The sequence below is a fragment of the Streptomyces sp. DvalAA-14 genome (genome assembly GCF_900091855.1).
Lineage (GTDB): Bacteria > Actinomycetota > Actinomycetes > Streptomycetales > Streptomycetaceae > Actinacidiphila.
Map to the genome: position 1 here is coordinate 115,566 of NZ_FMCH01000325.1, position 13,527 is coordinate 129,092.

The 13,527-nt window shown below is 72.6% G+C and carries 8 protein-coding genes and 1 pseudogene; 5 read left to right on the plus strand and 4 right to left on the minus strand.

The annotated features are described in order from the left end of the window. Positions 1–141: 141 nt before the first annotated feature. Together GA0115240_RS39270 and GA0115240_RS16750 are read left to right on the plus strand one after the other, a co-directional pair. Positions 142–2,166 (plus strand): annotated as a pseudogene (locus GA0115240_RS39270) (SpoIIE family protein phosphatase); the annotation flags it as partial. 229 nt (positions 2,167–2,395) lie between these two features. Next, a complete protein-coding gene (locus GA0115240_RS16750; RefSeq protein ID WP_093737466.1) occupies positions 2,396–3,802 on the plus strand; it encodes an amidase in 1,407 nt (468 codons plus the stop codon). Between the two features lie 119 nt (positions 3,803–3,921). Here the strand turns inward: GA0115240_RS16750 and GA0115240_RS16755 are convergent, their stop codons facing one another. After that, entirely contained in the window at positions 3,922–4,506 is a 585-nt protein-coding gene (locus GA0115240_RS16755) for a hypothetical protein (RefSeq protein ID WP_093737467.1), read from the minus strand. 236 nt (positions 4,507–4,742) lie between these two features. Between GA0115240_RS16755 and fdh the strand changes: the two genes are divergently transcribed. The 3 genes from fdh to nrfD all read left to right on the plus strand — a co-directional run bounded on the left by fdh (position 4,743) and on the right by nrfD (position 10,107). Continuing rightward, on the plus strand, positions 4,743–8,033 hold the full coding sequence (gene fdh, locus GA0115240_RS16765) for a formate dehydrogenase (protein WP_237554934.1): 3,291 nt from the start codon (positions 4,743–4,745) through the stop codon (positions 8,031–8,033). Then, positions 8,030–9,046: a 4Fe-4S dicluster domain-containing protein gene (locus GA0115240_RS16770; RefSeq protein ID WP_093737470.1), complete on the plus strand. Its 1,017-nt coding sequence runs from the start codon at positions 8,030–8,032 to the stop codon at positions 9,044–9,046. The genes fdh and GA0115240_RS16770 overlap by 4 nt, the downstream gene beginning before the upstream one ends. Positions 9,047–9,108: 62 nt before the next feature. Continuing rightward, entirely contained in the window at positions 9,109–10,107 is a 999-nt protein-coding gene (nrfD, locus tag GA0115240_RS16775; protein ID WP_256069846.1) for an NrfD/PsrC family molybdoenzyme membrane anchor subunit, read from the plus strand. Between the two features lie 4 nt (positions 10,108–10,111). Here the strand turns inward: nrfD and GA0115240_RS16780 are convergent, their stop codons facing one another. Genes GA0115240_RS16780 through GA0115240_RS16790 form a run of 3 tightly spaced genes read right to left on the minus strand, consistent with a single transcriptional unit; the run spans position 10,112 to position 13,349 of the window. Then, complete coding sequence (locus tag GA0115240_RS16780) at positions 10,112–11,326, minus strand: hypothetical protein (protein ID WP_093737471.1); 1,215 nt, start codon at positions 11,324–11,326, stop codon at positions 10,112–10,114. Continuing rightward, positions 11,323–12,174, minus strand: a complete 852-nt coding sequence (locus GA0115240_RS16785) for a phosphate/phosphite/phosphonate ABC transporter substrate-binding protein (protein WP_256069847.1) — start codon at positions 12,172–12,174, stop codon at positions 11,323–11,325. The genes GA0115240_RS16780 and GA0115240_RS16785 overlap by 4 nt, the downstream gene beginning before the upstream one ends. Then, positions 12,171–13,349: an acyl-CoA dehydrogenase family protein gene (locus GA0115240_RS16790; protein WP_237554936.1), complete on the minus strand. Its 1,179-nt coding sequence runs from the start codon at positions 13,347–13,349 to the stop codon at positions 12,171–12,173. Before GA0115240_RS16790 ends, GA0115240_RS16785 begins: the two co-directional genes overlap by 4 nt. Positions 13,350–13,527 lie beyond the last annotated feature (178 nt).

Consider the following 13,527-nt stretch of genomic DNA (forward strand, 5'->3'; position numbering starts at 1 on the left):
ACCCCGCAGGAAACCCCGCAGGAAAGCGGACGGCACCGATTCGCCCGACCGGCGCACCGGCTTCATCGGGCGCAAAATGGAGAGCGGACCACCACACCCCGGGAAGCGTGTGCCGGCGCATCGATCGATGGGATGCAGGGGATGGCCGAATCCAGTAAAGGAAAGCCCTGGTCCGCGGAGGACATTCTCGGCCTGGTCGGTGCTGCCACCGCGGTGGTCGGTGGCGACGGGATCGTCCTGGGCTGGACGGTGGCCGCCGAGCGGGCCACGGGCTACCGCGCGGAGGAAGTGGTGGGCCGGCCCGCCGCGCGGCTGCTGGCCGAGACGTCCGTCGAGCTCGCCGCCTGGGCGGCGCGCGTCCGGGCCCGCGAACCGTGGTCGGGCGCGATCCGGCTGCGCACCAAGGGCGGCTCGGCCGTCCGGATGACGGTGGAGGCGTCCCCGCTGGCCGGCCGAGGCCGCGGGGACTGGTTCGTGACCGTCACCGATCCCACCGGGGCGCTGTCCTGGCGGCCGGCGCGGCCGTCGGCAGCGGTGGGGCCCCTGGCTCGCTCGCCGGTCGGGCTGTCCATCTGGGACACCGATCTGCGCTGCGTGTGGCTCAACGACGCGGCCGAGCGGCAGGACGGCGTACTGCGGCGCCGGCGGCTGGGGCGCCTGATGACCGAGGTGCAGCCCGGCGACATGGGCAGGTCGGTCGTGGTCGCGATGCGGCAGGTGCTGGAGACCGGTGAGCCCGTCATCGAGCGGGAGTACACCTGGCGCATCCCGGGTGAGGACGAGGAGCGCCTGCTGTCGGCCTCGTACTTCCGGCTGGACGGGGCGGACGGCAAGCCGATCGGGGTGGTCAACATGGCCACCGACATCGAGAACTCCCGGGTCCGCCAGCATCTGATGATCCTCGGCCAGGCCGGCAACCGCATCGGCACCACCCTGGATGTCATCAGGACCGCCCAAGAGCTCGCCGACGCCGCGGTGCCGCTGATAGCCGACTTCGTCACCGTCGACCTGGGGGAGACCGTCCCGCTCGGCGAGGAACCTCTGCAGCGGCTCCCGTCCTCCGAAGCCGGCATTCCGGTATTCCGCCGCGCGGGCATGGCCTCCGTCCACGAAGGGGTGCCCGAAGCGGTGTGGCGGGTCGGCGACGCCGTCCTCGTGCCGTCCGACTCCCCTTTCACCCGCACGCTGGTCACCGGGAAGCCGTATCTCCAGGCGGCGGTCGACTTCTCACCCGGCAGCTGGTTGAACCGCGACCCCAACCGCTTGCGAGCGGTGCGGGAGACGGGCATGCACTCGCTGATGATCGTCCCGCTGCGGGCGCGCGGGACCCTGCTCGGGGAAGCGGTCTTCGTCCGCAACGAGAACAAGGTGCCGTTCTCCGGGGACGACCTGCTGCTGGTCGAGGAGTTGGCGGGCCGGGCCTCCCTGAGTCTGGACAACGCGCGCCGGTACACCCGGGAGCGGGCCGCGTCCATCGCGCTGCAGCGCAACCTGCTGCCGCACAACCTGTCCGGCGGCGGCGCGGTGGAACTGGCCTCGCGGTATCTGCCGGCCGACACCCACGAAGGGGTGGGCGGCGACTGGTTCGACGCGATCCCGCTGCCCGACGCCCGGGTCGGCCTGGTGGTCGGCGACGTCGTCGGCCACGGCATCAACGCCGCCGCCCTGATGGGCCAGCTCCGCACCATCATCCGCACTCTCGCCGACCAGGACCTGCCGCCCCAGGAACTGCTCGCCCGGCTCGACCGGCTGATCCTGCCGGTGACCGAGCAGGACGGCAACGCCGAGGGCTTCGCCGGCCCGGTGATGAGCTGCACCTGCGCCTACGCCGTCTACGACCCCGTCACCGGCACCTGCACCATGGCCTCGGCCGGCCACCCGCCGCCCGCGGTGCTGTGGCCCGACGGCCACGTCACCTTCCCCGACGTGCCGCCCGGACCGCCGATCGGCATGGGCCTGATGTCCTACGAGCCCTTCGCGCTGGAACTCCCCGAGAACAGCACCCTGGCCCTGTACACCGACGGCCTCATCGAAACCCGCACCGCCGACCTCGACACCGGCATGGGCCGGCTCCGTTCGGCCCTCAGCGGACCTTCGACCCCGCTGGAGCAGCTCTGCACGCGAGTGATCGACACCATGACTCCGCGGCGCCGGGACGGGGTGATGGTGCCGGACGCCGAGACGGGCGTGTACGCGGACGATGTCGCCCTGCTCATGGCCCGCACCCGGGTGCGGCAGGAATTACCGACGACCGGCCGCCGCCACTTCGGCTCACGCGTCGGGTCCTGCGCGTCCGACGCACCACCTCCGCCCGGGCTCACCGGGCAGGAACGGCACATCGAAGCGGAGACCGGTCCACCCGTCGGGAGTAGACCGATCCAGGAAAGGGTGCAGCATGACGATCGACCTCACGTACTCGGACGCGACCGAACTCGCCGAGCTGATCCGTACCCGCAAGGTGTCTTCCGTCGAGGTGGTGCAGGCACACCTCGACCGCATCGAGGCCCTGAACCCGAGGCTCAACGCCGTCGTCACCCTTGCCGACGGTTCGCTGGAGGCCGCGCGGGCGGCGGACGAGGAACTCGCGGCGGGCGGCGACGTCGGGCCGCTGCACGGCGTGCCCTTCACCGCCAAGGACTCGTTCGACACCGCCGGAGTGCTCACCCAGCGCGCCTCGCCGATCTTCGCCGGTCGCATCCCGGACACCGACGCCACCGCCGTGGCGCGCATCAAGAGGGCCGGAGCGATCCTGCTGGCCAAGACCAACCTCCCGGAGTTCTCCTACTGGATCGAGACCGACAACCTCCTGACGGGCAGGACGAACAACCCCTGGGACCTCGACCGCTCGCCCGGCGGTTCCAGCGGCGGGGAGTCCGCCTCGATCGCGACCGGGATGTCACCGCTCGGACTGGCCAGCGACCTGTCCATCTCGGTGCGCGGGCCGGCCGCCGACACCGGCGTCGTGTCCTTCAAGCCGACGCACGGACGCATCCCGATGACGGGCATCTGGCCGCGGGCACCGCGCCGCAACTGGCACGTCGGCCCCATGGCCCGCAGCATCCGCGACCTCGCACTGGCCTACTCCCTGCTGGCCGGCCCGGACGGCGCCGACGGCTTCGCCACCGCCCCGCGCGAGTTCGACACCGGCCTGGGCGCCGCGCCGAACCGGCCCGTGCGGGTGGGCTGGCTGACCGACTCCGGACTCGGCCCGACCGACCCGGAGGTCGCGGCAACCGTGCAGGCAGCCGCCGACGCCCTGCAATCAGCCGGCCTCCCCGTCGACGCCGTGAACATCCCCGCTCTCGCGCGGGACAACTCCAACGACATCTGGACCAAGCTGAGCACCATGGAGATGAAGCCGGCCTTCGCCGAGGTCACCGCCGGCCACGAGGACCAGCTGTTCAGCTACTCGAAATTCCTGTTCGGCCTGCCCGACACACCGGTGGAGGACTACGTCCGGGCCGAACAGGGCATCGAGCGGCTCCGGGACGGCTTCGCGGAGTACTTCCACCAGTACGACGTCCTGCTGCTCCCGGTCACCACGATCCCCGCCCACCAGCACCAGCTCGAGGAGTTCACCGTGAACGGGAAGACGGTCAACGCCTTCCACGTCCAGTCGACGACCGTCCCGTTCAGCCTGACCGGACATCCGGCCCTGTCGATGCGATTCGGCACGAGCAGCGACGGCATGCCGATCGCCGTACAGGTGGTGGCCAACCTGCACGCGGAATCGACCGTGCTGCACATCGCCTCGCTGCTGGAGTCACTCAGCCCCGTCCGCGGCCAGCACCCCGCCCTCTGACCGCCGGAACGGCCTCGTCCCCCAACGCCCAGGGGGCGGAGCGCACTGGCCGGCGCGCAGCGGTACGGGGGGGGCCGCCGGCCGGTCGCGGCTCGGGCGGGCCGGGCCGCGTGCGGACGCTACGTGCGCCAGTGCCATCCGAGGGCGAAGTCGACGGCGACCGCGTAGGACACGTACATCAGCCACGCTCCCGTCGCCATGTGGAAGAAACCCAGCACGCGTTCGGCCACGGACAGGCCGACCGAGAGGAAGAACTCGCTGAAGTAGACGGCGAACAGACCGAGGAACACCAGGCCGACCGGCCAGTCGCCGACCCGGAAGAACACGGTCGCGCCCATGGCCGAGATGAGCATGAAGGCCACACACATGCCGGCGTTGGGCCGGGAGTCGTTGCCGCGGTAGCGGTTCCAGCCGATGCTGAACCAGTGGATGCCGTAGGCGGAGAAGGCGAGGGCGGCCATGTAGAGGGCGCGGTCCTGGAACACCTGGAACCACGTCAGCCCGATGAACAGGATGAAGCCGGAGATGAACTGGCAGAATCCCGGCAGCCAGACGCCCCACACGCCGAGCGAGCGGTCCACCCGCTCGTCGCGTCGCGGCCAGCCGAGCAACTCGTGCGGCGCCCAGATGAGGTAACCCGTGCCCAGGCCGAAGAAGCCCAGAGCCAGCGGGGGGAAATTCGAGGGAGCGAAGGTTACCTGCATGCCGTCATGTCTCCTCTGACCTGTCCTGCCCCCCGGTGCCCTGTGCGGAACCGCGGCCTCCGGCGAACTGCTCAGCTGATATGTAACGCATATGGGCGGCCCGCACACCGTGAGTAACCCATACGGCGCTGGCCGCGCCGCCCCCCGGCGCTCCTGACTTGCGTACCGCCCGCCCGCCGGTACCGTCGGCAGCAAGCGGTCGTGCCGCGACGGTCCGGGCCGGAAGGAGCAGGCCGATGGGTGTGAAACGGTGGATCGGGCGGTGGCCTGTGTACCGTCAGCTCACCGGGGAGGACCCGTTGGGCCGCGGCAAGGCGGCCCAGTCCCCGCGCTCGGCCGGACTGGCGCCCCGCACGGAGAGCGCCGACCGGGTGGTGGACTCGATCTGTCCCTATTGCGCCGTGGGGTGCGCCCAGCGCGTCTTCGTCAAGGACGAGCAGGTCATCCAGATCGAGGGCAATCCGCACAGTCCCATTTCGCGCGGCCGGCTGTGCCCGAAGGGCTCGGCCAGCAAGCAGCTCGTCACCGGCCCGCAGCGGGTGCAGAAGGTGCGCTACCGGCCGCCCTACGCCACCGAATGGCAGGACCTGGATCTGGACACGGCCATGGACATGGTGGCCGACCGGGTGCTGGACGCCAGGCGCAGGGGCTGGCAGGACGTCGACGAGGCGGGAAAGACACTCCGGCGGACCATGGGCCTGGCCAGCCTGGGCGGCGCGACCCTGGACAACGAGGAAAACTACCTGATCAAGAAGTTGTTCACGGCCCTGGGAGCACTCCAGGTCGAGAACCAGGCCCGTATTTGACACTCCGCCACGGTTCCCGGTCTGGGAACCTCGTTCGGTCGCGGTGGTGCCACCGACTACCAACAGGACCTGGTCAACTCCGACTGCATCATCATCATGGGCTCGAACATGGCCGAGGCCCATCCGGTCGGGTTCCAGTGGGTCATGGAGGCGAAGAACCGCGGCGCCCGGGTCATCCACATCGACCCCCGGTTCACCCGTACCAGCGCGCTGGCCGACCAGCACGTCACGCTGCGGGCCGGCACGGACATCGCCTTCCTCGGCGGGGTGATCCACCACATCCTGTCCAACGACCTGTACTTCCGGGAGTACGTGCAGGCCTACACCAACGCCTCGTTCCTGGTGGACGAGCGGTTCCAGGACACGGAGGACCTGGACGGACTGTTCGGCGGCTACGACGCGCGCACCGCCGCCTACGACGCGTCCGTGTGGGCCTACGAGTCCTGCCCGACCGAGGAGCAGCCGGGCCGCCGCTCGAAGGAGCAGTCCCACGGGTACAGCCACGGGGCGAGCGGCCCCGTCATGGAGGGATCGGCGCAGGACATCGCCGCCGACCCGACCCTGGAGCATCCCCGGTGCGTCTTCCAGGTGCTCAAGCGGCACTTCTCCCGCTACACCCCGGACATGGTGGAGCGGATCTGCGGTGTGCCGCAGGACCTGTTCGCAGAGGTCTGCCGGGCCTGGACGTCGAACTCGGGGCGCGAACGCACCGCCGGCCTGGTCTACAGCGTGGGCTGGACCCAGCACTCGACCGGCGCCCAGTACATCCGGGCCGGGGCCATCATCCAGCTTTTGCTGGGCAACATCGGCCGTCCGGGCGGCGGGATCTACGCGCTGCGCGGCCACGCCAGCATCCAGGGCTCCACCGACATCCCGACCCTGTTCAACCTGCTCCCCGGCTACCTCCCGATGCCCGACACCACCCACGAGGACCTCAACAGCTACGTGGAGGGCATCAGCGGCCACAACCAGAAGGGATTCTGGGGCAACGCCGGCGCCTACACCGTCTCGCTGCTCAAGGAGTACTGGGGCGAGGCCGCGACCGCGGACAACGACTACTGCTTCGACTACCTGCCGAGGATCAACGGCGACCACGGTACCTACCGCACCGTGATGGACATGGTCGACGGCAAGGTGTTCGGCTACTTCCTGCTCGGTCAGAACCCGGCGGTCGGCTCGGCCCACGGCAGGCTGCAACGCCTGGGCATGGCCAACCTCGACTGGCTGGTCGTCCGCGACCTGGCCATGATCGAAAGTGCCACCTTCTGGAAGGACGCGCCCGAGATCGAGACCGGGGAGATCGCCACCGAGCGCTGCCGTACCGAGGTGTTCTTCTTCCCCGCCGCCTCGCACGTCGAGAAGTCCGGCACGTTCACCCAGACCCAGCGGATGCTGCAATGGCGCGACCAGGCCGTCGAACCCGCCGGGGACCAGCGCTCCGAGCTGTGGTTCTTCCACCAGCTCGGCCTGAGGCTGAAGGCCAAGCTCGCCGGCTCGACCGACGAGCGGGACCGTCCGCTGCTCGACCTGGCCTGGGACTACGACGTGGAGGGCGACGAGCCGTCGTCGGCGGACGTGCTGCGTCACATCAACGGCATCGACCTGCGCACCGGCCGCACGGTCAGCGGCTACACCGATCTGCGGGCGGACGGCAGCACCTCCTGCGGCTGCTGGATCTACAGCGGTGTCTACGCCGACGAGGTCAACCAGGCCCGCCGCCGGGTCTCCCGCTTCGAGACCGGCCCCTACGACGGGGAGTGGGGCTGGACCTGGCCGATGAACCGGCGGGTGCTCTACAACCGCGCGTCGGCCGACCCGCAGGGACGCCCCTGGAGCGAGCGCAAGAAACTGGTCTGGTGGGACGCGGAGCGCGCCGAGTGGACGGGCCACGACATCCCGGACTTCGAGAAGAACAAGCCGCCGGAGTACCGACCGCCCGACGGGACGTCGGGACCCGAGGCGCTGCGCGGCGACGACGCGTTCATCATGATGTCCGACGGGAAGGCGTGGCTGTTCGCCCCGGCCGGGCTGGCCGACGGCCCGCTGCCCACCCACTACGAGCCCGCCGAGTCCCCGGCGCGCAACCTCCTGTACGGCCAGCAGGCCAACCCGGTACGCAAGGTCTACGGGCGCGCCGACAACCCCGCCAACCCGGCCGCACCCGAGGCGCACGGCGACATCTTCCCCTACGTCTTCGGCGCCGCCCGGCTCACCGAGCACCACACCGCGGGCGGAATGAGCCGCCAGCTCCCCTATCTGGCGGAGCTTCAGCCGGAGCTGTTCGTGGAGGTGTCGCCGGAACTGGCCGCCGAGCGGGGTCTGCGCCATCTCGACTGGGGCCATGTGATCACCAGCCGGACCGCGGTGGAGGCCCGGGTGGTCGTCACCGACCGGATGGCGCCGCTGCGGATCGACGGCCGGGTGGTCCACCAGGTCTGGATGCCCTACCACTGGGGGCAGACCGGCCTGACCACCGGGGACGTGGTCAACGACCTGATCGGGGTGGTGGCCGACCCGAACGTGTTCATCCAGGAGAGCAAGGTGCTGACCTGCGACGTCCGGCCCGGACGTCGGCCCAGGGGCCCGGAACTGCTGCGGTACGTCGAGGACTACCGGCGGCGCGCCGGCATCACCCCGCAGACCGGCACCCGCCTGGTGACATCCGGGGACGGCGACAGACCAGCCCACGCGGAGAACGACCGGCCGGAGGAAACACCGTGACGCAGGAGCACAGCCTCTACGGGTTGCTCACCGACCCCGCCGCGGACGCCGGCCACCGCGATCACCCGCCCAGGGTGGGTTTCTTCACCGACACCTCGGTGTGCATCGGCTGCAAGGCGTGCGAGGTGGCCTGCAAGGAGTGGAACGGCGTCCCCGAGGACGGTGTGGACCTGCTGGGCATGTCCTTCGACAACACGGGCATGCTGGGCGCGAGTTCCTGGCGGCACGTCGCCTTCATCGAGCAGGACGCCCCGCTGGGCAGGCAGGACGCGGGCCTGCCGGGTCTTCCCACCGGCCCCTCCGCCACCGGGACCGCGGACCGGACGGTGGCCGCCGCGATGCCCGCGGCGCCGCGGGCCGGCGCCGAACTGGGCACCGGCCCCGTCGACCTGGGATTCCCCTCGTTCGACCTGCCCGGCGCGGCGACCGGCACGGAGAGCCGCACCGCCTTCCGCTGGCTGATGTCCTCGGACGTGTGCAAGCACTGCACACACGCCGGCTGCCTGGACGTCTGCCCCACCGGTGCGCTGTTCCGCACCGAATTCGGCTCGGTGGTGGTCCAGCAGGACATCTGCAACGGCTGCGGCTACTGCGTGTCCGGCTGCCCGTACGGCGTCATCGACCGGCGGCCCGACGACGGCCGGGCCTTCAAGTGCACCCTGTGCTACGACCGGCTGCGCGGCGACATGGAGCCGGCCTGCGCACAGGCGTGCCCGACCAAGTCCATCCAGTTCGGCCCCCTGGACGAACTGCGGGAGCAGGCCGGCCGGCGGCTGGAACAGCTCCACGAGGCCGGGGTCGGCGAGGCCCGGCTGTACGGGCACGACCCCGACGACGGGGTGGGCGGCGACGGCGCGTTCTTCCTGCTGCTGGACGAGCCGGAGGTGTACGGACTGCCGCCGGACCCGGTGGTGCCGACCCGCGACCTGCCGGCGATGTGGAAGTCCGCCGGGCTCGCCGCCTCCGCGCTGCTGGCCGCCTCGGTGGCCGTCTTCCTCGGCGGTTCGCGTTGAGCGCGGGACAGGTCCGGCCGGCGACCCCCCGCGCCGGGGCCGCCGGGCTGTGGGCGCGCGCCGTGGCCCGCATCGGTACGGGACGGCACGAGCCGGCCACCGGGACACCGCCCGGGCACCGCTCCTACTACGGCCGGCCCGTGCTCAAACCCCCGGTGTGGGAGTGGGGGGTCCCGGCGTACTTCTTCACCGGCGGACTTTCGGCCGGCTCCGCGCTGCTGGCGGCCGGCGCCGACCTGACGGGGCGACCGGCGCTGCGCAAGGCGGGCCGCCTGGGCGGTTTCGCCGCCCTCCTGGTCAGTTCGTACCTGCTGGTCGCCGACCTCGGCAGGCCGGAGCGCTTCCACCACATGCTGCGCGTCGCCAAGCCGACCTCGCCGATGTCGGTGGGCACCTGGATCCTGGTGGCCTACGGGCCGGGCAGTGCGCTGGCCGCCGGGGCCGAACTGCTCCCGCGCTCGGTGCGCGCCACCCTCCCGGGCCGGCTGCTGGTGACGGCCGCCCGCCCGGCGGGGATGTCCGCGGCCCTGCTCGCCCCGGCGCTCGCCTCCTACACGGCGGTGCTGCTCTCCCAGACGGCGGTGCCGGCCTGGCACGAGGCCCGCGCGGAGCTGCCGTTCGTCTTCACCGGATCGGCGGCGGCCAGCGGCGGCGGGCTGGGGATGCTGCTGGCGCCGGTGACCGAGGCGGGCCCGGCCCGACGGCTCGCCGCGGCCGGCGCCGCGGCCGAACTCCTCGCGTCGCGGCTGATCGAACGGCGTCCCGGGCTGGTGCCCACCGCGTTCACCACCGGCCGGGCACACCGGCTGCGGCAGGCGTCGCAGTGGCTGACGCTGGGCGGCGCGGTCGCCGCGGTCACGGTGGCCCGGCGCAGCCGGCCGGCCGCGGCCGCGGCGGGAGCGGCCCTGCTGGCCGGCAGCGTGCTGCAGCGCTTCGGCGTGTTCGAGGCGGGCGTGGCCTCCACCAAGGATCCGGCCTACGTGGTGGTGCCGCAGCGGGAGCGGCTGCGGACCACCGGCGGGGTGGCCCGGGAGGCGGGGGCGTCCGACCCGGGCCGCTGACACCTCACATGAAGTTGCGAGTGTGCAGGGCCGAGAGCTCGGCCGCCTCGTCGGCGGGGAACCCGAGCCGCAGGAGCCGGCGCTGCCGCCCTTCGTCCATCGCCGCCAGCAGGCCGCGGACGGCCCGGTGACCGCGGCCGATGGCGGCGGGCTCCCAGCCGCCGGCCGCCAGCAGGACCAGAGCGTCCAGGACGTCCTGGTTGAGACCGGCGGTGTCCCGCAACATGTCGTGACGACGTTCGACCGCGCCGCGCAACCGGCCCCGCAGGCCCGGGTCCACGGACGACTGGTGCTCCAGATGGGCGATACCGAAGGCGACATGGCGGGCCTCGTCCTGGTGGGCCAGGCGTACCACCGCACGGGTGACGGGGTCGGGCGCGTGCCGATCGAGGAACGACAGCAGGTTGAGGAAGCTGCCCTCGCCCAGTACGGAGAGCAGGAACGCGGCGAGGGTGAAGTCGGGTTCGGCGAGCAGGGTGGCCAGGGAGGCGCGTCCGCCGGCCGAGGAGGTACCCATCCGCCCGGTCCTCAGCAGCGCCCGGCGGGTGAAGACCTCCAGGTGGCGGGCCTCGTCCGCGGCCTGGACGGCGAGCAGTTGGAGGACCTCCCGGAAGTGCGGATGGACGCGCCCCAGCAGCCGGGCCGGCAGCACCAGGGCCGCCTGCTCGTTCTCCACCAAGTAGGTCATCACCTGGACCACCGCCTCCTCCACGGCCGGCGGCAACGCGAAGGCGGCGTCCCAGGGCACGGCCGTGGCGGGATCCCACTGGGCCGCGGCCGCGTGGGCGTACAGGCTGGGCGCGATCTGCGCCCACACCAGGTCGCGCTCGGCCAGGTCGAAGCCGAGGGCCGGCGCCCCGTCCTCCACGAGTGCGCCCCGGGCGGCCAACCCCCAGCCGGGGTCGGGGCGTTCGACGATCCCGCCCGGCGCGGGCCCGCCGGCCCGCACGGCGCGCGCCCAGCGGTCCTGATCGGCGGACCCGCGTACCACCACCGCGCCGTCCGGGGTGTGCGGCCCCTCCCAGGGCCGCACCTGGTGGCCCTTGCCGCGGCACCAGGCGGACAGGTGGACCAGCAGTGCCGGATCGTGCCCGGTCACCGTGAGATGCCCGCCGGGCGCCAGCCCGGCGAGCGCCCGCTGCACCAGGAGATGCCCGCCCTGGCCGAAGGGGAGGTCCGCCAGGTCGACCGCGGTCCGCGACTCGGCCGAGCGGCTCACGGCCGGTAGCCCTCGGCGGTGACACGGCCCGCGGCGTCGTAGAAGCCCGTTTCGTCGACCGCCGCCTCCAGCGCCGTGAAGTGCTCGGTCCGCCCGGGGAGCCAGGCGTTGAGGCCCTCCAGGTCGAACAGCCGCCGCACATCGGGCTCGGCGGGCGACATGGTGAGCAGCAGTTCGCCGAAACGCTCCAGGAGCGCCGCGGGCGCCGCGTCGTTGACCGCCATGACGCAGTGGTCGTAGGCGGCTGTCCGGGCGAGGATCCGGGTGCTGCCGGCCGGCAGGGTGCCCTCCTGGCCGAACAGCAGGTGGTTCGCGTCCAGCAGGCAGGCGGCGGCGACCCGCCCGGCCAGAAGCGCGCGGGCGGCGTCGCGTTCGCCGCCGATGTGGTCGCCGTGCAGGCCGACGCCCACCTCGTGTCCGCGGACCCGCACGTCCTCGCCCGGGCGCAGCCCTTCGGCGCGGAGCGTCGACAGCGGGATGAGGGTCGCCTGCGGCGAGTCCACCGCGCCCACGGCGACCGACTCGCCCTTGAGGTCGCGGGGACGGGCGAAGGGCGCGTCGGCGCGCACCACCACGACCGACCGCAGGTCGCGGTCGGTGTCCCGCATCACCAGCGGGCGCACCCGCGCGCCGCCGGCCGCCGCCAGCCGGCGGGTGCGGATCCATGCGAGGGGGGAGTGCCACGCCGCGTGGATCCGGCCCTGGACGAGGTCCTCGACCTGGCGCTCGTAGTGCGAGTACAGGACCACATCGAAGGGCAGTCCGCGGGCGGTCAGCCACGAGCGGAAACCCGTCCAGATGGTCACCACCTTGGGGTCGTAGGCGACGGCCCCCATCAGCAGGGTCACACCGCCCCCCCGAACAGCGGCAGGCCCAGGCCCGCGCGACCGCTGAAGTCGTACAGCGCCTCGGTGGTGGGCGCCATGACCCGGGCCGCGAGCGCGTCCCGGAAGCGCCGCTCGATGCCCAGGTCGCGGCGGAAGGCGGCGCCGCCGCACAACCGCATCACCCCGTCCGCGACGTCCGCGGCCGTCTCGCCGGCGACCGCCTTGACCTGCAGCACGCGCAGCATCGCGTCGTCCCGGCCCGTCTCCAGCGCGGTGAGCGTGTCGGAGACAAAGGCCCGCGCGGTGTCGGCGCGGGTCCGCAGCCGGGCGAACGCGGCCACCACCGGCGGCTGTTCGGCCAGGCTCTGCTCCAAGTGCTCCAGCCGTGCCTGCGACAGATGGGCGCGGGCCTGGCCGAGCAGCGCCTCGCACACACCCACGCAGAAGGCCGCGTTGAGTACCAGGAAACGGGGGAGTGCGGTGGCCAGGGCGATGTCCAGGCCCTGCCCGTCGGCGCCGAGCATCGCCGAGACCGGCACGTCCACGGCCTCGGCCGTGACCGGGCAGGAGGCGTTGCCGCGCAGCCCGAAGCCGTCGAAGGAGCCCCGGACGGCCAGGCCGGCGGTGTCGCTGGGCAGATGCCACAGCGTCATGGGCCCCGGCGCGCTGAGCGGCCGGCTGGACCACACGTAGCTGTCCGCGTGGCCGGCGGAGGTGACCCAGCTCTTGCGGGCGTCCAGACGCACGTGGCCGCCGTTCTCCGCCGCGGTGCCCAGCGGGGCCCAGAAGTGGCTGCGCGAGCCGCTCTCCGAGAAGGCGAGCGTCGTCAGGTGCTCTCCTCGGGCGATCGCCCGCCGGACGTCCTGGCTCCCGTGCGCCTCGATGACGGCGGTGGCCGAGTAGTGCATGAGCAGCACCATGGCGGTGGACGAACAGGCCGTCGCGAGGTGCTCGACGACCGTGGCGGCGGTGGCGAGCGAGGCCTCGGCGCCCCCGACCTCGGCGGCGCTCAGCAGACCCAGCATCCCGGTGCGGCGCAGCGCCGCCAACGCCTCGGCGGGAAAGACGCCCTGCCGGTCCACCTCGGCCGACCGGGGCAGGACCGTGTCCTCGATCACCCGCTTCATGATGTCGGTGACGTCCTGCGGCATGGCGGTCGCAGAGGCGGGGGCGTCGGCGGTGGACGGAGCGCTCATGGCGGTGCTTCCTCGGGGGCGTGCGACGGGTGGAGACCTGGCGCCTGCGACGTTAGGGGTGCGGCCGGAGCGTCGTGGGGGTCCGCGGACGGGGCTTCACCCGAAGGGGGAGGGGCGATTGGGCCGACCGGGTCGGCGGGGCGGCTCCCCGCGCCGGTCGGCCGCGCCCGGACCGGCT